At 70.8% G+C, this 20,144-nt stretch carries 21 protein-coding genes and 1 pseudogene; 17 read left to right on the forward strand and 5 right to left on the reverse strand.

Going from position 1 to position 20,144, the window contains the following annotated elements:
• Positions 1–6 precede the first annotated feature (6 nt).
• The 8 genes and pseudogenes from ABZK10_RS08240 to ABZK10_RS08275 all read left to right on the forward strand — a co-directional run.
• Positions 7–195, forward strand: a pseudogene (locus ABZK10_RS08240) (substrate-binding domain-containing protein); the annotation flags it as partial.
• Positions 196–311: 116 nt separating this feature from the next.
• Positions 312–881, forward strand: a complete 570-nt coding sequence (locus ABZK10_RS08245; protein ID WP_353808700.1) for an HhH-GPD-type base excision DNA repair protein — start codon at positions 312–314, stop codon at positions 879–881.
• Positions 882–1,296: 415 nt separating this feature from the next.
• Positions 1,297–1,530, forward strand: a complete 234-nt coding sequence (gene nrdH / locus ABZK10_RS08250; protein ID WP_281882691.1) for a glutaredoxin-like protein NrdH — start codon at positions 1,297–1,299, stop codon at positions 1,528–1,530.
• 120 nt (positions 1,531–1,650) lie between these two features.
• Positions 1,651–2,064: a class Ib ribonucleoside-diphosphate reductase assembly flavoprotein NrdI gene (gene nrdI / locus ABZK10_RS08255; protein WP_353808701.1), complete on the forward strand. Its 414-nt coding sequence runs from the start codon at positions 1,651–1,653 to the stop codon at positions 2,062–2,064.
• Between the two features lie 26 nt (positions 2,065–2,090).
• Positions 2,091–4,196 (forward strand): class 1b ribonucleoside-diphosphate reductase subunit alpha, encoded by a 2,106-nt coding sequence (nrdE, locus tag ABZK10_RS08260; RefSeq protein ID WP_353808702.1) that lies wholly within the window; start codon positions 2,091–2,093, stop codon positions 4,194–4,196.
• Between the two features lie 38 nt (positions 4,197–4,234).
• Positions 4,235–5,254, forward strand: a complete 1,020-nt coding sequence (gene nrdF / locus ABZK10_RS08265) for a class 1b ribonucleoside-diphosphate reductase subunit beta (RefSeq protein ID WP_353808703.1) — start codon at positions 4,235–4,237, stop codon at positions 5,252–5,254.
• A 134-nt stretch (positions 5,255–5,388) separates the two neighbouring features.
• Positions 5,389–6,162 carry an LLM class flavin-dependent oxidoreductase gene (locus ABZK10_RS08270; protein WP_353808704.1) on the forward strand — a complete coding sequence of 258 codons (774 nt, stop codon included), beginning with the start codon at positions 5,389–5,391 and terminating at the stop codon, positions 6,160–6,162.
• A 189-nt stretch (positions 6,163–6,351) separates the two neighbouring features.
• Positions 6,352–7,095: a formylglycine-generating enzyme family protein gene (locus tag ABZK10_RS08275; RefSeq protein WP_353808705.1), complete on the forward strand. Its 744-nt coding sequence runs from the start codon at positions 6,352–6,354 to the stop codon at positions 7,093–7,095.
• A gap of 108 nt (positions 7,096–7,203) precedes the next feature.
• On the opposite strand, the gene ABZK10_RS08280 is transcribed toward ABZK10_RS08275, so the two are convergent.
• The 3 genes from ABZK10_RS08280 to ABZK10_RS08290 are packed head-to-tail and all read right to left on the reverse strand — an operon-like array spanning position 7,204 to position 8,776.
• Entirely contained in the window at positions 7,204–7,581 is a 378-nt protein-coding gene (locus tag ABZK10_RS08280) for a PPOX class F420-dependent oxidoreductase (RefSeq protein WP_353808706.1), read from the reverse strand.
• Positions 7,578–8,477, reverse strand: coding sequence for a 2-dehydropantoate 2-reductase (locus tag ABZK10_RS08285; protein WP_353808707.1), 900 nt, complete (start codon positions 8,475–8,477; stop codon positions 7,578–7,580). Before ABZK10_RS08285 ends, ABZK10_RS08280 begins: the two co-directional genes overlap by 4 nt.
• A gap of 17 nt (positions 8,478–8,494) precedes the next feature.
• Positions 8,495–8,776: a hypothetical protein gene (locus ABZK10_RS08290; RefSeq protein ID WP_353808708.1), complete on the reverse strand. Its 282-nt coding sequence runs from the start codon at positions 8,774–8,776 to the stop codon at positions 8,495–8,497.
• 75 nt (positions 8,777–8,851) lie between these two features.
• Between ABZK10_RS08290 and ABZK10_RS08295 the strand changes: the two genes are divergently transcribed.
• On the forward strand, positions 8,852–10,198 hold the full coding sequence (locus tag ABZK10_RS08295; protein ID WP_353808709.1) for a wax ester/triacylglycerol synthase domain-containing protein: 1,347 nt from the start codon (positions 8,852–8,854) through the stop codon (positions 10,196–10,198).
• 12 nt (positions 10,199–10,210) lie between these two features.
• Here ABZK10_RS08295 and ABZK10_RS08300 read toward each other — a convergent pair whose 3' ends face one another.
• Together ABZK10_RS08300 and ABZK10_RS08305 are read right to left on the reverse strand one after the other, a co-directional pair.
• Positions 10,211–10,894: a YdeI/OmpD-associated family protein gene (locus ABZK10_RS08300; protein WP_353808710.1), complete on the reverse strand. Its 684-nt coding sequence runs from the start codon at positions 10,892–10,894 to the stop codon at positions 10,211–10,213.
• Positions 10,895–10,927: 33 nt separating this feature from the next.
• Positions 10,928–11,965: a LacI family DNA-binding transcriptional regulator gene (locus tag ABZK10_RS08305; RefSeq protein WP_353808711.1), complete on the reverse strand. Its 1,038-nt coding sequence runs from the start codon at positions 11,963–11,965 to the stop codon at positions 10,928–10,930.
• 190 nt (positions 11,966–12,155) lie between these two features.
• Here ABZK10_RS08305 and ABZK10_RS08310 point away from each other — a divergent pair, with 190 nt between their 5' ends.
• The 8 genes from ABZK10_RS08310 (at position 12,156) to ABZK10_RS08345 (ending at position 20,128) form a co-directional block, all read left to right on the forward strand.
• Positions 12,156–13,199 (forward strand): nucleoside hydrolase, encoded by a 1,044-nt coding sequence (locus tag ABZK10_RS08310; protein WP_353808712.1) that lies wholly within the window; start codon positions 12,156–12,158, stop codon positions 13,197–13,199.
• Positions 13,200–13,279: 80 nt separating this feature from the next.
• On the forward strand, positions 13,280–14,539 hold the full coding sequence (locus tag ABZK10_RS08315; RefSeq protein WP_353808713.1) for an ABC transporter substrate-binding protein: 1,260 nt from the start codon (positions 13,280–13,282) through the stop codon (positions 14,537–14,539).
• Positions 14,540–14,633: 94 nt separating this feature from the next.
• Positions 14,634–15,587 carry a carbohydrate ABC transporter permease gene (locus tag ABZK10_RS08320; protein ID WP_353808714.1) on the forward strand — a complete coding sequence of 318 codons (954 nt, stop codon included), beginning with the start codon at positions 14,634–14,636 and terminating at the stop codon, positions 15,585–15,587.
• Positions 15,584–16,477 carry a carbohydrate ABC transporter permease gene (locus ABZK10_RS08325; RefSeq protein ID WP_353808715.1) on the forward strand — a complete coding sequence of 298 codons (894 nt, stop codon included), beginning with the start codon at positions 15,584–15,586 and terminating at the stop codon, positions 16,475–16,477. Before ABZK10_RS08320 ends, ABZK10_RS08325 begins: the two co-directional genes overlap by 4 nt.
• Positions 16,478–16,534: 57 nt before the next feature.
• On the forward strand, positions 16,535–17,293 hold the full coding sequence (locus ABZK10_RS08330) for an SDR family NAD(P)-dependent oxidoreductase (protein WP_353808716.1): 759 nt from the start codon (positions 16,535–16,537) through the stop codon (positions 17,291–17,293).
• A complete protein-coding gene (locus ABZK10_RS08335; protein WP_353808717.1) occupies positions 17,290–19,110 on the forward strand; it encodes a D-apionate lactonase family protein in 1,821 nt (606 codons plus the stop codon). The genes ABZK10_RS08330 and ABZK10_RS08335 overlap by 4 nt, the downstream gene beginning before the upstream one ends.
• 79 nt (positions 19,111–19,189) lie before the next feature.
• Entirely contained in the window at positions 19,190–19,684 is a 495-nt protein-coding gene (locus tag ABZK10_RS08340; protein WP_353808718.1) for a bifunctional nuclease domain-containing protein, read from the forward strand.
• A 45-nt stretch (positions 19,685–19,729) separates the two neighbouring features.
• Entirely contained in the window at positions 19,730–20,128 is a 399-nt protein-coding gene (locus tag ABZK10_RS08345) for an ester cyclase (protein ID WP_353808719.1), read from the forward strand.
• The last annotated feature ends 16 nt before the right edge of the window (positions 20,129–20,144 follow it).

The following is a 20,144-nucleotide window of genomic DNA, read 5'->3' on the forward strand; positions in this document are numbered from 1 at the left end:
CACACAGTGCATGCACCGCGTGCATCACGCGATGCACGCGGCTCGAACGCCGAGCTGCTGCCCGCCATGTCGGAGCCGCCGACCGCGATCTTCGCCGGCAGCGACCTGCAGGCGCTCGGGGTACTCGAATCGGCGCGCACGCTCGGCATCCTGGTGCCCGAGCGCCTCTCGCTCGTCGGCTACGACGACATCCCGCTGTCGCGATGGGTGAGCCCGGCGCCCACGACATGCGCCTCGCCGCCCGCGTGGTGGTGCGCGCGAGCACCGCACCGCCGCACGCCTGCGCCGGGGCGGGTGGGAGGATGGGGGTCATGGCACTGCACATCACGGGCGACGACGCCGCCGACGAGCTGCTCACGACCGACCCCTTCGCGCTCCTGGTGGGCATGCTGCTCGACCAGCAGGTCGCCATGGAGACCGCGTTCGCCGGCCCGGCGAAGATCAGCGACCGGCTCGGCACGACGGATGCCACCGAGATCGCCGCGATTGACCCCGACGCGTTCGCGGCGGCGTTCAAGCAGCCGCCCGCCGTCCACCGCTTCCCGGGATCGATGGCGGGGCGCGTGCAGGCGCTCGCCGCGGCCGTGCGCGACGACTGGGGCGGCGACGCCGCCGCGATCTGGACCTCCGGGGCGCCCGCGGGCGCCGAGGTGCTGCGGCGGCTGAAGGCCCTGCCCGGGTTCGGCGACCAGAAGGCGCGCATCTTCCTGGCCCTGCTCGGCAAGCAGTGCGGGCTCGAGGCCGACGGCTGGCGGGAGGCCGCGGGCGCGTACGGCGAGGAGGGCTCGTTCCGCTCGGTGGCCGACATCACGTCACCCGAGTCGCTCGCGAAGGTGCGCGAGACCAAGCGCGCGGCCAAGGCCGCTGCGAAGGGGAAGTAGGCGCCGGCGCAGGCGAGCGCCTGCGGCACGGCGCGTCGGCCCAGGGGCATCCGCTCGCCCTCGGGTTCGGAGCGTGTCGGTGGGTGGTGGCAGCATTGCCGACGCACCACAAGATGTAGTGGTGCGACCGAGCATCGGAACCCGGTGCGCGACACGCCGGGGGAGATTCCACACCGAGAATTTCCGGCGGTGTGCACAGGTGTGGATAACCGCGCGGATGCCCCGGAAATCCGCCGATCGTGCACTCAGCGCTTGTGCAGAACCGGTGGATAAGTTGGTGGAAAACTACATCCGTGTAACTACATCATCTTGTGGTCGTTCCCCGGGGCGAACACTAGATGTAGTATCGGTCAGGCAGTTGAGGTACCAGGGGCCGGAGCCCCCTCCGGGGCCCGGAAATCAGAGGGGAAATCAGATGTCGGTGACGGTCTACACCAAGCCTTCGTGCGTCCAGTGCAACGCGACCTATCGCGCGCTCGACAGCAAGGGCATCGAGTACGACGTGCTCGATCTCTCGACCGACGAGCAGGCGCTCGCACAGGTGAAGGAGCTCGGCTACCTGCAGGCTCCGGTCGTCATCGCCGATGAGGACCACTGGTCCGGGTTCCGTCCCGACAAGATCGCCGAACTCGCCTCCCGGCTCGCGTAAGGCCCCACGGGTCGGGAGCCGGATCGGCTCCGCCTCGTCGGTGCCGCTTCCCCTCCCTCCCGGAGGAGCGATCGCACCACACCCTCGACCCACCAGGGCCATCCACGTACGGAGGCGGACATGACGGACCTCGTCTACTTCTCCAGCGTCTCGGGCAACACGCATCGGTTCATCGAGAAGCTCGGCCGCGAGGCCGCGCGCATCCCGCTGTACCCCTCGGACGAGCCGCTCGTCGCCGACGAGCCCTACGTGCTCGTGCTCCCCACCTACGGCGGCGGCAACGGTGCCGGCGCCGTGCCCAAGCAGGTCATCAGGTTCCTGAACGACCCGCACAACCGCTCGCTCATCCGCGGCGTCATCGCCGCGGGCAACACCAACTTCGGATCGGGCTACTGCATCGCCGGCGACATCATCGCCGAGAAGTGCGGCGTGCCCTTCCTGTACAAGCTCGAACTCTTCGGAACGCCAGACGACGTCAGCGCCGTCAATGAGGGATTGGACGCATTTTGGACAATGCAGCTGCAACCGCAGTGATCGACGCGCCTCGCGCATCGAGTGGCATGGACTACCACTCGCTGAACGCGATGCTGAACCTGTACGGCCCCAACGGCGAGATCCAGTTCGACAAGGACCGCGAGGCCGCACGCGAGTACTTCCTCCAGCACGTCAACCAGAACACCGTGTTCTTCCACTCCCTCAAGGAGCGGCTCGACTACCTGGTCGAGAAGGAGTACTACGAGGGCGCCGTACTCGAGCAGTACTCGTTCGAGTTCATCGAGCGCCTCAACACCCTCGCCTACTCGAAGAAGTTCCGCTTCGACACCTTCCTCGGCGCGTTCAAGTACTACACGAGCTACACGCTGAAGACATTCGACGGCAAGCGCTACCTCGAGCGCTTCGAGGACCGCGTCGTGATGACCGCGCTCGGCCTCGCGCAGGGCGACGAGGACCTCGCGACCCACCTCGTCGAGGAGATCATCGCCGGCCGCTTCCAGCCCGCGACCCCGACCTTCCTCAACACGGGCAAGGCGCAGCGCGGCGAGCTCGTCTCCTGCTTCCTCCTCCGCATCGAGGACAACATGGAGTCGATCTCGCGCGGCATCAACTCCGCGCTGCAGCTCTCCAAGCGCGGCGGCGGCGTGGCGCTCCTGCTCAGCAACATCCGCGAGGCCGGCGCCCCGATCAAGCAGATCGAGAACCAGTCGTCGGGCGTCATCCCGGTGATGAAGCTGCTGGAGGACTCGTTCTCCTACGCCAACCAGCTCGGGGCCCGCCAGGGCGCCGGCGCCGTGTACCTGAGCGCCCACCACCCCGACATCATGCGGTTCCTCGACACCAAGCGCGAGAACGCTGACGAGAAGATCCGCATCAAGACCCTGTCGCTCGGCGTGGTGATCCCCGACATCACCTTCGAGCTGGCGAAGAACAACGAGGACATGTACCTCTTCTCGCCGTACGACGTCGAGCGCGTCTACGGCAAGCCGTTCGGCGACGTGGCCATCTCCGAGCACTACCGCGAGATGGTGAACGACCCGCGCATCAAGAAGACGAAGATCAACGCGCGCCAGTTCTTCCAGACCCTCGCCGAGATCCAGTTCGAGTCGGGCTACCCCTACATCGTGTTCGAGGACACGGTCAACAAGGCCAACCCGATCAAGGGCCGCATCAACATGTCGAACCTGTGCTCGGAGATCCTCCAGGTCAACACGCCGACCACCTACCACGAAGACCTCAGCTACGCCGAGATCGGCAAGGACATCTCCTGCAACCTGGGGTCGCTGAACATCGCCCTCACCATGGACTCGCCGAACTTCGGCAAGACGGTCGAGACCGCCATCCGCGGCCTCACCTCGGTGTCGAACCAGAGCCACATCTCGTCGGTGCGCTCGGTGGAGGACGGCAACGACAAGTCGCACGCCATCGGCCTCGGCCAGATGAACCTGCACGGCTACCTCGCCCGCGAGCACATCCACTACGGGTCCGCCGAGGGCATCGACTTCACGAACATCTACTTCTACACGGTGCTGTTCCACGCGCTGAACACGTCGAACCTCATCGCCAAGGAGCGCGGCGAGGCCTTCGACGGCTTCGCCGACTCGAAGTACGCGTCGGGCGAGTTCTTCCGCAAGTACACGGATGCCCCGTGGGCGCCCGAGACCGAGCGGGTCGCGCAGCTCTTCGCCGACGCCGACGTGCACATCCCCACCCAGGAGGACTGGCGCGAGCTCGAGGCATCGGTCAAGGAGCACGGCATCTACAACCAGAACCTGCAGGCCGTGCCGCCCACCGGGTCGATCTCCTACATCAACAACTCGACCTCGTCGATCCACCCGATCGCCTCGAAGATCGAGATCCGCAAGGAGGGCAAGCTCGGGCGCGTGTACTACCCGGCGCCCTTCATGACGAACGAGAACCTCGAGTACTACGAGGACGCGTACGAGATCGGCTACGAGAAGGTCATCGACACGTACGCCGCGGCGACGCAGCACGTCGACCAGGGCCTGTCGCTCACGCTGTTCTTCAAGGACACCGCGACCACCCGCGACATCAACCGGGCCCAGATCTACGCATGGCGCAAGGGCATCAAGACCATCTACTACATCCGCCTGCGGCAGCTGGCGCTCGAGGGCACGGACATGTCCGAGTGCGTCTCGTGCATGCTGTGACCGTCTGATCAGGGATTTCTAGGAACGGGACGCGAACGATGACACTCACCGACAAGGTCAACGCGGCAGCGCACGACCCGGCGCACCAGGGCGGCGTGAAGCTGGTCAGCCAGGTCAACGCGATCAACTGGAACCGCATCCAGGACGACAAGGACCTCGAGGTGTGGAACCGCCTCGTGAACAACTTCTGGCTGCCCGAGAAGGTACCGCTGTCGAACGACGTGCAGTCGTGGAACACCCTGACGCCCGAGGAGCAGACGCTCACCATGCGGGTGTTCACGGGACTCACCCTGCTCGACACCATCCAGGGCACGGTCGGCGCGGTCTCGCTCATCCCCGACTCGCTCACGCCCCATGAGGAAGCGGTGTACACGAACATCGCGTTCATGGAATCGGTGCACGCGAAGAGCTACTCGTCGATCTTCTCGACGCTGTGCTCGACCCGCGAGATCGACGACGCGTTCCGCTGGTCGGTCGAGAACCCGAACCTGCAGCGCAAGGCCGAGATCGTCATGGAGTACTACCGCGGCGACGAGCCCCTGAAGCGCAAGGTCGCCTCGACGCTGCTCGAGTCGTTCCTGTTCTACTCGGGCTTCTACCTGCCGATGTACTGGTCGAGCCGGGCGAAGCTCACTAACACCGCCGACCTCATCCGCCTCATCATCCGCGACGAGGCCGTGCACGGGTACTACATCGGCTACAAGTACCAGAAGGGGCTCGAGCGGGTCGACCAGGCCAAGCGCGACGAGCTCAAGGACTACACGTTCTCGCTGCTCTACGAGCTCTACGACAACGAGGTGCAGTACACGCAGGACCTCTACGACGGCGTCGGCCTGACGGAGGACGTCAAGAAGTTCCTGCACTACAACGCCAACAAGGCGCTGATGAACCTCGGCTACGAGGCGATGTTCCCGAAGGAGACGACGGACGTGAACCCGGCGATCCTGTCGGCGCTCTCGCCCAACGCCGACGAGAACCACGACTTCTTCTCGGGGTCGGGCTCGTCGTACGTCATCGGTAAGGCGGTCAACACCGAAGACGAGGACTGGGACTTCTAGTCCCTCCCACAGATGTCCCGGGCGGGGTCCGGGCTCGCACAGAGAGGGGGCGGATGCGGCCGGCATCCGCCCCTTCGCGTGCGTGGTGTGCACGCACGCAACGGCGGCCGAAGCGGCGGGGCTAGGGTGGCCGCGTGACCCGGTTCGCCCTCGCCGTTCCCCACTGGGGGCCGTTCGGCGACCCGCGCGAGGCGGCTCGCCTGGCCGCGCGGGCGGAGCAGGCGGGTTGGGACGGCTACTTCACGTGGGGCGGGTTCACCTCCGGAGACGCGCCACCGAAGACGTACGACCCGTGGGTCGTGCTCGCCGCCGTCGCGTCGACGACCTCGCGCGTGCGGATCGGCACGTGCATCGCACCGCTCCCGGCGTTCCCGCCGCAGGTCGTCGCGTCGATCGTGGCGAGCCTCGACGTGCTGTCGGGCGGCCGAATGACCCTCGGCGTCGGCATCGGCGACGTGGCGCGCAGCTTCGAGATGTTCGGCCAGCCCGGCGACGCCCGCACCCGTGCCGCGCAGCTCGACGAGGCGCTCGAGCTGATCGTCCGGCTCTGGAGCGGCGAGCGGGTCGTGCACCACGGCGAGCACTACGTCGTCGACGGGTTCACCCTCGCCGCGGTGCCGGTGCAGCACCCGCGCGTGCCGATCTGGGTCGGCGGCGACAGCGCCCCGGCGAAGCGTCGCGCCGCGCGGTGGGACGGGTGGATCGGCCCCGACAACGACCCCACCGAAGCGACGGTCGCCGACCTGCGTCGGATGCGCAGCGAGTTCTCCGACGCGGAGCACCCGGTGGAGCTCGTCTGGGCCGGCGAGCTCGACGACGCCGGCACCGCCGACTGGGCGATGATCCCGCTCGTGGGCTCCCGCGAGGAGTGCCTCGCCCTCGTCGATGCAGGCCCGGCTCGCGTCTGAGGGACAGTTCTGAGCGTGAGGGCTGAAGATGTCGCCCTCAGGCCAAGGGATGGCCCTCAGACGGTGGAGGGACGGGTGGCCGCGCGGCGGTGGAGGGGCGGACGGGCGCGCAGCGTACGAGCGGTCGGCGGGCGAGCGCGCCGTGGGCGGGCGCGCGGGCGGGCGATGCCCACGTGCGAGACTCGACCGGTGACCGACATCGAGCTGGCCCGCATCGCGGGCGGCACCGTACGGCTGCACGACGCGAGGCGGAAGGTGCGCTGGAGCGTCGAGCTCGAGCCGTTCGAGATCGGCGTGTTCCCGGTGACGCAGGAGCAGCTGGCCGAGCTGCTGGGGGAGACCGCGCACCACCCGCGGCGGCCGGCGACGGATGTCAGCTGGCTGCGCGCGATCCGGTTCTGCAACGCGGCATCCGAGTGGGAGGGCCTCGACCCCGCGTACGCGTTCGACGGCGAGGAGGTCACCTGGCACGTCGACGCCGACGGGTACCGACTGCCGACCGAGGCCGAGTGGGAGTTCGCCTGCCGGGCCGGCTCGACCCAGCCGCAGTACGGCCCGCTGGCCGAGGTCGCGTGGACGAGCGCCGACGGCGTCACCGCGCCGCAGTCGATCGGCGGCAAGCTGCCGAACCTGAACGGCTTGTTCGACACCCTCGGCAACGTGTGGGAGTGGTGCTGGGACCTGCTCGACCCCGCCCGGTACGACGACTACCGCGTGTTCCGCGGCGGTGGGTTCGCCGATGACGCCTGGAGCGTGCGCGCCTCGACCCGGCGCGGGGGAGCGCCGCGCATGCATCACGAGGACGTCGGGTTCCGCGTGGCCCGCGGCGGGTTCGACGGCACGGATGCCGCGCAGGGATGGTCGGCGCAGGCCGACCTCGAGCGTGCCGACGTCGACGGGCCGCTCCCGTCGGGGTGGACGCCGCGGCGCTGAGCGCGCGCGTGGTCGCGAGGCATCCGCTCGCCCCTCGCGAGGTCTCCGCTCAGTTCGCGGCGGCGACCTCGCGCGGCGGGTCATCCGCACAGCGTAGTGAGCGCCGGGTCAGGCGCGCATGCCCGCCGAGCCGAGCACGCGCTCGACGGTCAGCTCGAGCACGATGCGCTCGGGATTCTCGCGCGGCTGCCGGTAACGGGCCGCATAGAGCTCCACGGCGAGGGCGACCGATTCGGGGTCGGTGGCGAGGCGCACCGGGCCCTCGAAGCTGATCCAGCGCGCGCCGTCGACCGTGGCGACGGTGGCGCGACCGCTCCGCTCGGCGTTCCGGAACTTCTGCGAGCCGCGACTGCCGATGACGCGCACGACGCCGTCGAGGTAGGTGATGCCGACGGGTACCGCGTGGATGCGGCCGTCGCGGCCGATCGTGGACAGTACGGCGAGGTGGCGCTCTGCGAGGAACTCGCGGGCGGTGTCGGTGATCATCGACCGGCTCCGTATCGCTCGATCGCACCGAGCAGTGCGACGAGCAGCTCGTTCCGCGGCGTCGGGATGCCGTGCCGGGCGCCGGCGCGCACGATCGCGCCGTTGCGTGCGTCGATCTCCATCGGCCGCCCCGCGAGCCGGTCGGCGTGCAGCGAGTTGATGCCGTCGCCCGGGCCGGCCCGGTACGCGGCGACGATCTCGTCGGCGAGGTCGTCGGGCAGCTCGGCGCCCTCGGCACGACCAACGGCGACGGCCTCGTGGACGATCTCGCGCATCAGCTCGGCGACGGCGTCGTCGCGGGCGATGCGCGGCGGCGCCAGGGTCACGGCGTTCAGTGCGCCGACCGAGTTGATGCAGAGCTTCCGCCAGAGCGCGGTCGTCATGTCGTCGGTGGTGCGCACGTCGAGCCCGGACCCGGCGAAGACCCGGACGAACGCGACGCCCGCCGGCGAGTCGGGCACGGTCAGCACCCCCGCCCCGCGCTGGCGCACGACCCCCGGTGCGGAACGCTCGGCCGGGAGGTCGATCATGACCGGCAGCAGGCGGTCGGAGTCGACCCAGGGTGCGAACCGCTCGACGTGCTCCACGCCGTTCTGCACGATCGCGACGCGCGTGGTCTCGTGCATGAGCCCGGGCAGCCACCGCGCGGCACCCTCGGCGTCGTACGCCTTCGTGGTGACGAGCACCCAGTCGACGGGCGTCGCCTGCGCCGGGTCGGTGATGACGGATGCCTCGGCGCGCACCACGTGCTCCCCGTCGTGCAGCTCGAGCCCGCGGAACGGCGTGCGTACCGCGACCGTCACGTCGTGGCCGGCGCCCGACGCGAGCCGCGCTGCGAGCGCCGTGCCGATGGCACCCGGTCCGATGACGGCGATCGTGGATGTCGTGGTGCGCACCGCACCACGCTAGCGGGTCAGGCGGAGCGCAGGCCGGAGATGCGGATGACGCCGGCGCGAAGACCGTCGCCGGTGAGCTCGGACGTGCGCGTCAGCTCCGCATCCGACAGGTCGTACTCCGAGGAGAGGCGATGTCGGATCGCCGCCTCCTCGCCGTCGGGTCCGATCTCCTTGGCGTGCACGACCACGATGTCGAGCACGGTGCCGTCACCGTCGAGGACGGAGACCGCCCAGCCGGAGTTCTGTCCGAAGTCGTTCAGGTGCGGTCTGGCGAGACCGCTCAGCGTGTCTTCCCCCATGGGCACACTCTACGACTCCGCCCGCGCGGGCGCACCAGTGGGCGCGGACGTGCGCGAGCGGCGTAGCCTGAGGCCATGGGCGCTCGTGTCCATCCCGACAGCGCGATCGCGGCGGTGGACGCCGCGAACTTCGCGCTGGAGGGGAGCCAGCCGAACGTCGTGACCCTCGTCGCGCTGTTCGCGCCGGGCGGGTGGGTCGACCGGGAGGGTGACGCGGACGTCGGTCGCCTGCGGCGCGCCCTCGACGCCCGCGTGCGCGGCATCGAGGCGCTGTGCCGGCGTCCGGTGGAGCGGCACGGCGACTGGCGATGGGAGGCGGCCACGCCCGACCTCGCGCACCACGTGCGGGTCCTCGACGGTCCCGGCCGGGCCGGAGTGGCGGATGCGCCCGAGTCGCTCGAGGCCGTGTGCGCACGCGTGGTCATGCAGCCGCTCGCGGCGGACCGCCCGCCGTGGGAGCTGCTGCTGGTGCCGCGGGCGCGGCCCGGGCGCTGCGCCCTGCTGATCCGGCTGCACCATGCCGTGGCCGACGGGCTCGCGGCCGAGGCGCTCGTCGGCGCGCTGGCCGATCCCGATGCGCCGGTCGACGGCGCCGCCGAGGGTGCCACGGTCGGGAAGCCGCGCTCCGGGGAGCCGCGATCAGGGGAGCCGCGATCAGGGGAGCCGCGCGCTGCGGAGCCCGGGCCCCGCGGCATCCGGAGCATCGCGTCGCGCGGCGCCCGCATCGTGGTGCAGGTCGCGGCGGTGTTCCGGCGGTCCGTCCGGTCGCGTACCCTCCTCGGCCCGCTCGGTGCGACGCGGGACGTCGCGTTCGGGGAGGTCGACCTGCGCGCCCTGCACGACGGCGCCCGGCGCCTCGGCGGCACCGTCAACGACGCGTTCCTCGCCGCGTACGGGCAGGGCATCCGCGCGGTGCTGCTCGCCGCGGGCGAGCCGCTTCCGGAGCGCGTGCCGATCTCGAACCCGGTGCGCCTCGACCGCCGCGCGGGGGAGGGGAACGCCACGGGGGTGATGCTCGTCGGCGTGCCGGTCGACCCCGACGACGTGCGCCCGGTCGTCGCCCGCGTGGCCGCGACCACGCGGTCCGCTGCGGCGCGCGCGCGTCGCGAGGGCACGTTCGAGCTCATGCGCGGCCCGCGCGTCGCCGCCCTGCTGATGCGGTTCGCGACCACGCAGCGGGCCGTCGGGGCGATCGCGTCGAACCTGCCGGGCCCCGGGCGCGCGCTGCGCATCGACGGCGCGGAGCTCGAGGCCGCGTGGCCGCTCTCCCTGCTCTCGGGGAACGTGCGCCTCGGCGTGGTCGGGCTCTCCTACGCCGGATGCTTCCGGTTCGGCGTGCAGACCGACGCCGACCACCTGCCGCCGGCGCGCATGGTCGCCGAGGCGATCACGTCGTCGCTGCGGCGCATCGCCGCGGCGTGAGCGTTCCGCCGCTCAGCCGTTCGCCGGGCCGTCCGCATCGGCGGCCCGCGCGGCCTCGGCGGCCCTCGCGACCCACTTCGGCTCGTCGCCGTAGCGTTGCGACGGGATCATGCGCCCGGCGGCGCTCTCGTCGATGAGCTGCTGGAGCCGGCGGTCGCGGGTCGCCTGCTGCTTCGCGGTGAGCACCCAGTTGGTCACGATGCGGCGGTAGCCGGCGGTGGCGGCGTTCCAGAAGGCGCCGGCAGGGGCGGAGGCCGCGAGTCGCTCGGCGTACTCGGGCGGGAGGTCCTGCGGCATCGTCTCGAACGAGTACCCGGTCGCCTGGTCGGCGCGTCGCCCCTCGAACGCCGCGATGCCGGCAGGGTGCATCCGTCCCTCGGCCGTCAGCCGCTCGACGTGCGCGATGTTCACGGCCGACCACACGCTCGTCGACTTGCGCGGGGTCCAGCGCTGGCGCCTCGAGTCGTCGTCGATGCGCTGCGCCACGGAGTCGATCCAGCCGAAGCAGAGCGCCTCGGGCACCGCGTCCTCCCAGGTGAGGCCGCGGTCGGGCACGTGCTTCTTGTACAGGCCCATCCAGAGCTCGGTCGCGGTGTCGTGGTGCACCACGAGCCAGGCGCGGAACTCCTCGGGCCCGGAGAAGAAGACGGCCGGGCGCTCGTCGGAGCCGCCGGGGGTGCCGATGGTGCCGGTCATGCGTCGAGTCTGGCACCGGCCGCCGACGGCGGCTCAGTCGAGCCGGCGCGTCGACTCGCGGACCACGAGCTCGGGCTCGAGCACGAAATGGTGCGGTGCCACCCCGGTCATGATCTCCTCGTGCAGCATACGGAAGGTGTTCGCCCCGAGACTGCGGAAGTCGAGCCGCATGGTCGTCAGGGGCGGGGAGAAGTACGCGGCCGACGGCATGTCGTCGATGCCGACGATCGAGTAGTCGTCGGGTGCGCGCAGCCCGCGGCGGTCCATCGCGCTCATGAAGCCGAGTGCGAGCTCGTCGTTCGCGGCCAGGACCGCGGTGAAGGCGGCGGGGTCGACCGTCGCTCCGGCGCGGTGGCCCGAGCCTGCGTTCCAGTCGGTGGCGTCGCCGGCGACCTGCGGGGTGAGGCCGGCTTCGGAGAGCGCGTCGCGGTAGCCCTCCTCACGAGCCTGCGCCTCGTTGCGCGTGCCGGGGCCCGCGACGTGCAGGATGTCGCGGTGGCCGAGCTCGACGAGGTGGCGCGTCGCCTGGTAGCCGGCGGTGTACGAGTGCATGGTCGCCGCATGCTCGGGCAGGATGGGACGCTCCGAGACGACGAGCACCGGCGTGGTCCGCTCGATCTCGCGCAGGATCGCGTCGGCATCGCGGATCGGGGTGGACACGATGATGCCGTCGACCGGGATCGACACGAAGTGGTCGAGCGCCCGCCGCGCCTCGGCCTCCCAGCCGATCGCCTCGAAGTCGAGGTCGAGCTGGCTGATCGAGAGCGTGTACTCGGCCTCCCTCGCGGCCAGGCTGAGGCCCGTGAGCACGCTCGCGGAGCCGTAGTTCAGGGCGCCCATGGTCAGCACGCCGACCGTGTTCGTGTGCGCGGAGCGGAGGTTGCGCGCCGAGAGGTTGCGCCGGTACCCGAGTTCGTCGATGGCGGACGCGACGCGCTCGCGGGTGTCGTCGCCGACGTAGCCGGTGCCGGTGAAGTAGCGCGACACGGTCTGCGTGGACACCCCGGCGAGCCGGGCCACGTCGGCCATGCTCGGTCGACGGCCGGTGGGGGTGGTGGTGGGGCGGGACATGTCGGTGCGGGCTCCGGTCCGATGCGACTCTGCGTGTTCGACGAATGTAGCGCAATGTAACGATGAGGTAACGCTCATCCACAGTCTATAGGTTATCGATCACCTACCGAATAGGTTATCGATGACTTACGGACCGGTTGACCGGTTTGGAGTCCGATTCCGATCACCGCGTCACACGAGAAGGTCAACGATGACATTGGTCCCCACCCGCGAGGTCCGCGAGCACGACTACGGCGTCCCGAACTGGCGGCTGGGGGAGGCGCCCTGGCAGGCGATCCCCCCGATCGCGACGGCGCGGGCGCGGGTGATCATCGACAACGACTTCTCGGGCGACCCGGACGACCTCTACCAGCTGGTCCACCACCTGCTCTCCCCGAACGTGGACATCCGCGCGGTCGTCGGCTCGCACCTGCGCGACGGCGACCCGTTCGATCCCGGTCCCGGGACCGCGGCGAACGCCGTCGCGGTCGTCGAGCACGTCTTCGCGCGCATGGGCCTCGCCTCCACCGAGCGCATCCACCGTGGAGCGGACGCGCCGCTCGCCGACCGATCGACCCCGCAGCCGTCTGCGGCGGCGCGCGCGATCATCGACGAGGCGCTGCGCGACGACGACCGCCCGCTGTTCTTCGTCGCCGGGGGCGGGCTGACCGACCTCGCATCCGCCTACCTGCTCGAGCCGCGCATCGCCGAGCGGATGACGGTGGTCTGGATCGGCGGCCGGGAGCACGACGGGCTCGCCTACCCGCCCCCGAACGCCATGCCGATCGAGTACAACCTGCTCATCGACCTCGTCGCCGGGCAGGTGGTCTTCAACGACTCCGACCTGACCGTCTGGCAGGTGCCGCGCGACGTCTACCGCCAGTGCCTCGTGTCCGACGCGGAGCTGCGGCTCCGCGTCGCGGCGGCCGGGCCGGTCGGCCGGTACCTCTACGACGAGGTCGCCGAGGTGGTCGTGCGCGCGTCCGGTCAGGGTCGGGGTCCCGCCGAGACCTACGCGCTCGGCGACTCGCCCCTCGTGCTGCTGACCGCGCTGCAGTCGCTGTTCGAGGCCGACTCCTCCTCGAGCCGGCATGTCGTGCGCGCGACGCCCGCGCTCGCCGACGACGGCACGTACGTCGAGGTCCCCGGCGCGCGGGAGATGCGGGTCTACACGTGGGTCGACGTGCGACTCATGTTCGAGGACTTCTACCTCAAGCTCGACGAGTTCAGCCGCTGGCAGGCGGCCCACTCGTGAGGCGGCGCACCCGACGCGCCGCGACAGGCCCGGCAACGCCCGGCCTGCACTCTGCACATCACAAGGGAACGGAAGCAATGATGCAACTGAATCGATCGTGGAGCGCCGTCGCGCTCGGGGCCGTCGCCGTCACGGTGCTCGCCGGCTGCACCGCCGGTGGATCCGACGACGGAAGCACCGAGCTGAGCGTCTGGGTGCCCACGCTGGAGGAGACCCAGGCGGCCGCCATGGACGAGCTCGTCTCGACCTTCGAGGAAGCGAACCCGGGCATCACCGTCAACGTCGAGGAGCGCTCGGTCGACGACCACAAGACCGCGCTCCGACAGTCCGCGGGCACCGGCACCGGCCCCGACGTCTACTGGTACTGGGAGGGCTCGGGCCTGGGCGGCGAGCTCGTCGACGTAGGCATGAGCCTCGACCTCAGCGACTACTACGCCGAGTACGGCTGGGAGGATCGCTTCACGCCCGCATCGCTCGGCGGCATCACGCAGTACGGCGGGTTCGACGGCGTGCCGTGGACGCAGCAGGGTGAGGGCCTCTACTACAGCAAGTCCCTGTTCGCCGAGGCGGGCATCGACGAGCCGCCGACGACCTACGACGAGCTGGTCGACGCCGCCGACGCGCTCGTCGAGGCGGGCGTCGTGCCGATGAGCCTCGGCGGCACCGTGAACTGGCACGTCATGCGCCTGCTCGACGCCCTCATCGAGACGAAGTGCGGCGCCGATGTGGCCGACGAGCTGAACACCGGCGACGGCGACTGGGGCGCCGAGGCGTGCGTCACCGAGGCCTTCACCGAGCTCACGACCTGGGGAGACCAGTACCTCAGCGACGGCTTCATGGGCATCAGCAACGACGATGCCAGCCAGCTCTTCTACACCGGAGAGTCGGCCATGCAGTTCGAGGGCACCTGGTTCAACTCCAACGTGGTCGAGAACGGCATGGACGCCGAGGACATCGGCATCATCATGTTCCCGACCGGCACCGGCCGTCTCTACGGCTTCGGCGAGGCGTACTACATCAGCGCCGAGTCGGAGCACCCCGACGAGGCCGCGCAGTTCCTCGACTTCATCACCTCCACTGAGGGGCAGGAGATCGCCGGTTCCGCCTGGGCGGCACTGTCGGTCAACGCCGAGGTGCCCGTCTCCACGGAGAACCCGCTGAACGAGGTCTGGGCCGGCCTGTTCAACGAGGCGACGGGCATCTACACGAACAACGACCAGAACTTCTCGACCGCCGAGACGACCGAGTACTGGCGCATCCAGAACTCGGTGCTGACCGGCGACCTCGACCCGGCCGACGCCGGGGCGGAGTTCCAGGCCTACCGGGACGCCAACGGATAGTCCCCATCGGTTCGGCGGGGGTCGTTCGCGACCCTCGCCGGGCCTCCCGAACCACGCGGGCGCGGCCCGCATCCGGTCGAAGGAAGCAACACCCATGTCAACTGTCGCGATCGTCACGCGCGGGCGTTCCGCGCGGCGCGGTGATCCGCGTGCGAGCCGTCGCACGCCGAAGCATCACCGGTTCACCCTGGCGCTGCCATACCTCATCCCGACCCTCGTGCTCTACGGGTGGTTCCTCGTCTACCCGATGCTCGACGCCGTGCGGCTGTCGTTCTTCGAGTGGTCGGGGTTCCGCACCCAGGAGCAGACCTGGGTCGGCGTGGACAACTACGTGCGCCTGTTCACCCAGGACGCCGTGTTCTGGACCGCGCTCGGCAACTCGGTGATCTGGGTCGTGCTGTCGCTGCTGCTGCCGACGGTGATCGCGCTGCTCCTCGCGCTCGGCCTGAACCGCAAGATGGTGGGCCGCAACCTGATGCGCGCGGTGTTCTACATTCCGGCGGTGTTCGCGTCGATCACGGTCGCGGCGATGTGGCGCTGGATCTACAACCCGACGCTCGGGTTCGTGAACCAGTTCCTGACCGCCGTCGGGCTCGAGGAGTGGGCCCAGTCGTGGCTCGGCGACCCGCAGTTCGCGCTCGGGTCCATCTTCGTCGCGAGCATCTGGCAGGCGGTCGGGTTCAGCATGGTGCTGTTCCTCGCGGGCCTGCAGACCGTGCCGGTGGAGTTGATCGAGGCCTCCAAGCTCGACGGTGCGAACGCGTGGCAGCGGTTCTGGGCGGTCACGGTCCCCGCGTTGCGGCCGACCACCGTGGTCGTGGTCATCCTCACGATCATCAACGCGCTGAAGGTCTTCGACCTCGTCGTCGGCATGACCGGGGGCGGCCCTGCGCAGTCGACCCAGGTGCTCGCGCTCTGGTCGTACACGCAGTCATTCACCAACCACCAGTTCGGCATGGGCGGCGCCGTCGCCACCGTGCTGCTGATCGTCACGCTCGCCCTGGTCATCCCGTACATGGCCTGGTCGATGAAGGGAGAGGAGCGATGACCGCCACGCTCCCCGCGAAGACCGCGCACGCCGTGCGCCCCGATGCTCCGGAGCGCCGCCGCCCGCCGCGCGACTACGTCGGCATCGGGCTCTGGGTCGCGCTCGCCGTCACGGCGCTGCTGTGGTTCCTGCCGCTCTACCTGATGTTCATGACCTCGGTGAAGTCCAAGCCCGAGCTGAACGCCCTGCCGCAATGGGCGCTGCCGCAGACGTGGGAGTGGGCGAACTACGCCTCAGCGATCGAGATCGGCGACTTCTGGGTCACCGCGGGCAACAGCCTGTTGATCGCCGCGATCAAGGTGCCGATCGGGCTCGCGATCGCCGCCGCCACCGCGTTCGCACTCGCGCGCATCCGGTTCCGGGGAGGCCGCATCGTGCTGATGGTGATCGCGATCGGCTCGATGATCCCGATCCAGATCGGTCTCGGCCCGTTGTTCAGCACGATGCTGAACCTCGGACTCCTCGACTCGCGGATGGGATTGATCCTGCCGTACCTCGCGTTCGGCATCCCGTACCAGGTGTTCGTGCTCTACGGGTTCTTCCGCGGCGTGCCCGACGAATTGGAGGAGTCGGCCCGCATCGACGGGGCGTCGACGTTCCGCATCTTCTGGCAGATCATCCTGCCGCTGGCGAAGCCGGCGCTCGCCGCCCTCTTCGTGCTCGACTTCGTCGCGACCTGGAACGAGTACGCGATGGCGACGACGCTGCTGCGGTCGCAGGACAACTGGACGATCCCGCTCGCCGTGCAGAGCTTCTCGACGCAGCACGGCACGGACTACGGGCCCATGAACGCCTTCATCTTCATGTCGGCGATCCCGGTGCTCATCGTGTACCTGCTGTTCCAGCGGTACTTCGTGCAGGGCGCGCTCGCCGGCGCGGTGAAGGGCTAGGCGCATGCACTGGTCAACCGGTTATGGTGCTGGGGGACGCGAACGAAGGGATCGACGATGACCGAACGTCTCCAGGGCAAGACCGCGATGGTGACCGGGGCCGCCTCGGGGATCGGCCGACAGGTGGCGCTGCGCTTCCTGCGGGAGGGCGCCCGGGTCGCGTTCGCCGACCGTGACGCGGCGGCGGTCGCGGCGGTCGTCGACGGGCTCGGGGAGGGCGCACGTGCCGTGGTGATGGACGTGTCCGACGAGGCATCCGTCGCCGCCGGGGTGGAGGGGCTCGTCGCCGACGGCTGGCGGCCCGAGACGGTGGTCGTGAACGCGGGCGTGCAGCTGTTCGGCCAGGACGCGAAGGTCGCCGACCTCGACCTCGACGTCTGGCGCCGCACGGTCGACGTGAACCTCACCGGCGCGTTCCTCACCATCAAGCACTCGGTGCGCGCGCTGCTCGGCGGCGGGGGCGGGTCGATCATCCTCACCGGCAGTCCCACGGCCGTGCGCGGCGAGGGTGCCGACTTCACCGCCTACAGCTCCTCCAAGGCCGGCATGCACGGGCTCGGACGCACGGTCGCTGCGGCGTATGCCCGCGACGGCATCCGCGTGAACACCGTGATCCCGGCCTACACGGAGACGCCGCTGGTCTCGACGCTCACCGGCGACGACGAGGCGCGCACGGCGATCGTCGGGCGCATCCCCATGGGCCGCGCCGGCAGCGCCGAGGATCTCGAGGGCATCATGGTCTACCTCGCGAGCGACGACAGCGCCTTCGCGACCGGCGCGGCGTTCGCCGTCGACGGAGGGATGTCGACGCTGTGAGCGACCGGGCGGTCGACGACGCCGCATGGGGCGACCGCGAGCCGGAGCCCGTGACGATCGACCTCGGCCCGTGGAGCCTGGAGCTGCGCGGCGACGAGCTCGCCGACATCCGCTTCGACGGCACCGGGGTGCTGCGGAGCATCCGCGCCGTCGCCCGCGACCGCGACTGGTCGACCGTGCCGGTGACGGTCGAGTCGATCGCGACGCGCGACGACGGCTGCGACCTCGAGCTCGCGATGCGCGGTCTCGGCGCCGACATCGCCGCGCGCCTCGAGCTGCGGTGCGACGAGCGGATGCTGCGCGTGCGCCTGGTCGCACGATCGCTGACCGAGTTCGCCCGCAACCGCCTCGGGCTCGTGGTGCTGCACCCGCCCGGCCTCGCCGGCACCCCGCTCGAGGTCGGCACCGCGGACGGCGGGTCCGTTCGCACCGCCTACCCCGAGGCGATCGCCCCGCACCAGCCCGCGATCGACATCCGCTCGCTCGCCTGGGCGCACGACGGCGTCGAGCTGCGCGTCGCATTCGACGGCGACGTCTTCGAGACGGAGGACCAGCGCAACTGGACCGACGCATCGTACAAGACCTACAGCACGCCGCTGGCGCTGCCCTTCCCCGTGACCCTGGCTGCCGGCACCCTCGTCGAGCAGGCCGTCACGGTCGAGGCACGTCGCGTCCGCGCAGGCGAGGGGCCGGCGGATGCCTCGGGGCCGCACCTGTTCGCAACCGGTCGTGCGGTGCCCGACCTGACGCTCGGCGCGTCGACCGCGCCCGACGCGGCGCTCGGCGACCTCGCGCTGCCGGCGGGGCTCGCCGGCGTGCTCGTCGAACCCGACGCCCGCACCCCGCACTGGCGCGCGGCGCTCGCGCGCGCCGCGCGCGAGGCGGGGGAGCTGCCGCTGGACGTGCGGATCGTCGCCGACGAAGCCGCGGACATCGCGCCGATCGTGCGGTACGCGGCGGCGTCGGCGGCGGTGGCACGCCTGGGCGTGTACTCGGGCTCGACGCACGTCACCGAGCCGGCGCTCTGGAACGCGCTGGCTGCGGCCGCGGCCGCGCACGCGCCGAACGCCGAGCTCGTCGGGGGCGCACGCTCGCACTTCACCGAGCTCAACCGGGAGCACGACCGGGTGCCGGGCGAGGTGCCCGCGATCGGGTTCGCGCTCACACCGCAGATGCACGCGACCGAGCGCGCCCAGGTCGTCGAGTCGGTGCCGATGCAGGCCCTCGTCGTGCGCGACGCGGCGCGCATCGCCGACGGGCGGCCGTTGCACGTCGGCCCGATCACGCTGCGATCGCGGTTCAACGCGGTGGCGACGAGCGCGCCGGGCGCGACGAGCGCGCCGGGCGCGGCGGGGGCGCGCGACGCGGCCGGCACCGAGGCGCCGCTGGACCTCCCCGACGGCTACGGCGCCGAGCACGTGCACGCCGCCACCGACCCGCGCCAGTCGTCGCGCGCGCTCGCGGCCTGGGCGGTCGCGAGCTTCGCGTCGATCTGCGCCGCGGGCGCGGCGAGCGGCGGCACCGTGGCGAGCGTCGACCTCTTCGAGACGCAGGGGCCTCGCGGCATCCGCGACCGCGACGGCGCGTTCCCGGTCGCCGACGCGGTGGCCGCGATCGCGTCGCTGCGCGGCGGCGAACTGCTCGCGGGCGAGCCGGTCGGCGACGTCTGGTCGGTCGGGGCGCGCTTCGACGACGGGCGCGTGCGCGTCCTGCTGGCCGACCTCGGCCCCGACCCCGCCACGGGCGAGGCGATGGTCGGAGATCGCGTGCTCCCGTACGCCCTCGAGCCCTGGTCGTTCGCGGCGTTCGACGCCTGAGGGCCGTCCGTCCCGACAGGGCGCTGCACGAGCGTGGGACCATGGAGGGGACGGTCCGACACGCCGCGGGGAGGTCGTGATGATCCGGGTCCGAGTCATGGGCGTCGCGCTCGACGCGTCGGGCCAGCACATCGTGCTGCTCGAGCCGCTGGCGGGCGAGACGGGGGAGGGGCGCGTGCTGCCGATCTGGATCGGCGCGCAGGAGGCGACGTCGATCATGATCGCCGTGGAGGGCGCCGAGCCGCCGCGTCCGCTGTCGCACGACCTCATCACCACGCTGTTCGGCGCGGTCGACGCGCGGCTCGAGCGGGTCGACGTGACGCGGCTCGACGAGGGCACGTTCTACGCCGAGCTCTCGCTGGCGACGCCGACCGGCACGCAGGTGCTCGACTCGCGGCCCTCCGACGCGATCGGCCTCGCACTGCGCTCCGACGCCGAGATCCGCATCGCCGAGGACGTGCTCGAGGAGGCCGGCGTGCCCGCCGACATGGTCGACATGCATCGCGACGAGGACCGGGTCGAGGAGTTCCGTCGCTTCCTCGACACCGTCGACCCGGAGGACTTCCAGGGCTGAGGACGACTCCGGCGCGCCGCATCCGCTCACGAATACCATCGGAGGATGCGACGGGACGACGTGGTGCGCTCACTGTTCGACGACGGCTGGAACCGCGGCGACTTCACGCCCACCGCCGACTGGCTCGGTGACTTCCGGGTGCACGTCGGCGGCCGCACGATGGAGCTCGACGCACCCGCGACGCACGCCCTGGTCGCGCGCTGGCGCACCGCGTTCCCCGACCTGCGCTTCGACGTGCACCGGGTCGTCGACGGCGGCGACGAATTCGCGGTGCACCTCACGCTCACGGGCACGCACCGGGGAGAGTGGAACGGCCACCCTGCCACGGGCAATCGCATGTCGGTGCCGCACGCGATGTTCATCCGCTTCGACGGCGACCGCATCACCGACATCTGGGAGGTGCTCGATTCCGGCGCGATGGACGCGCAGCTCGCTTCGGGCTGAGCGACGGAGCCCGGGC

Source organism: Agromyces sp. SYSU T00194 (assembly GCF_040496035.1).
Taxonomy (GTDB): Bacteria; Actinomycetota; Actinomycetes; order Actinomycetales; family Microbacteriaceae; genus Agromyces; species Agromyces chitinivorans.

Excerpts from the sequence above, each read along its gene's own strand:
- ABZK10_RS08325 (WP_353808715.1), top strand. The coding sequence starts at position 15,584 with ATGACCGCCACGCTCCCCGCGAAGACCGCGCACGCCGTGCGCCCCGAT.
- nrdE (WP_353808702.1), top strand. The coding sequence starts at position 2,091 with ATGGACTACCACTCGCTGAACGCGATGCTGAACCTGTACGGCCCCAAC.
- ABZK10_RS08300 (WP_353808710.1), bottom strand. The coding sequence starts at position 10,894 with ATGACCGGCACCATCGGCACCCCCGGCGGCTCCGACGAGCGCCCGGCC.
- ABZK10_RS08310 (WP_353808712.1), top strand. The coding sequence starts at position 12,156 with ATGACATTGGTCCCCACCCGCGAGGTCCGCGAGCACGACTACGGCGTC.
- ABZK10_RS08340 (WP_353808718.1), top strand. The coding sequence starts at position 19,190 with ATGATCCGGGTCCGAGTCATGGGCGTCGCGCTCGACGCGTCGGGCCAG.
- ABZK10_RS08295 (WP_353808709.1), top strand. The coding sequence starts at position 8,852 with ATGGGCGCTCGTGTCCATCCCGACAGCGCGATCGCGGCGGTGGACGCC.
- ABZK10_RS08320 (WP_353808714.1), top strand. The coding sequence starts at position 14,634 with ATGTCAACTGTCGCGATCGTCACGCGCGGGCGTTCCGCGCGGCGCGGT.
- ABZK10_RS08345 (WP_353808719.1), top strand. The coding sequence starts at position 19,730 with ATGCGACGGGACGACGTGGTGCGCTCACTGTTCGACGACGGCTGGAAC.
- ABZK10_RS08280 (WP_353808706.1), bottom strand. The coding sequence starts at position 7,581 with ATGATCACCGACACCGCCCGCGAGTTCCTCGCAGAGCGCCACCTCGCC.
- nrdH (WP_281882691.1), top strand. The coding sequence starts at position 1,297 with ATGTCGGTGACGGTCTACACCAAGCCTTCGTGCGTCCAGTGCAACGCG.
- ABZK10_RS08305 (WP_353808711.1), bottom strand. The coding sequence starts at position 11,965 with ATGTCCCGCCCCACCACCACCCCCACCGGCCGTCGACCGAGCATGGCC.
- nrdI (WP_353808701.1), top strand. The coding sequence starts at position 1,651 with ATGACGGACCTCGTCTACTTCTCCAGCGTCTCGGGCAACACGCATCGG.
- nrdF (WP_353808703.1), top strand. The coding sequence starts at position 4,235 with ATGACACTCACCGACAAGGTCAACGCGGCAGCGCACGACCCGGCGCAC.
- ABZK10_RS08315 (WP_353808713.1), top strand. The coding sequence starts at position 13,280 with ATGCAACTGAATCGATCGTGGAGCGCCGTCGCGCTCGGGGCCGTCGCC.
- ABZK10_RS08290 (WP_353808708.1), bottom strand. The coding sequence starts at position 8,776 with ATGGGGGAAGACACGCTGAGCGGTCTCGCCAGACCGCACCTGAACGAC.
- ABZK10_RS08330 (WP_353808716.1), top strand. The coding sequence starts at position 16,535 with ATGACCGAACGTCTCCAGGGCAAGACCGCGATGGTGACCGGGGCCGCC.
- ABZK10_RS08245 (WP_353808700.1), top strand. The coding sequence starts at position 312 with ATGGCACTGCACATCACGGGCGACGACGCCGCCGACGAGCTGCTCACG.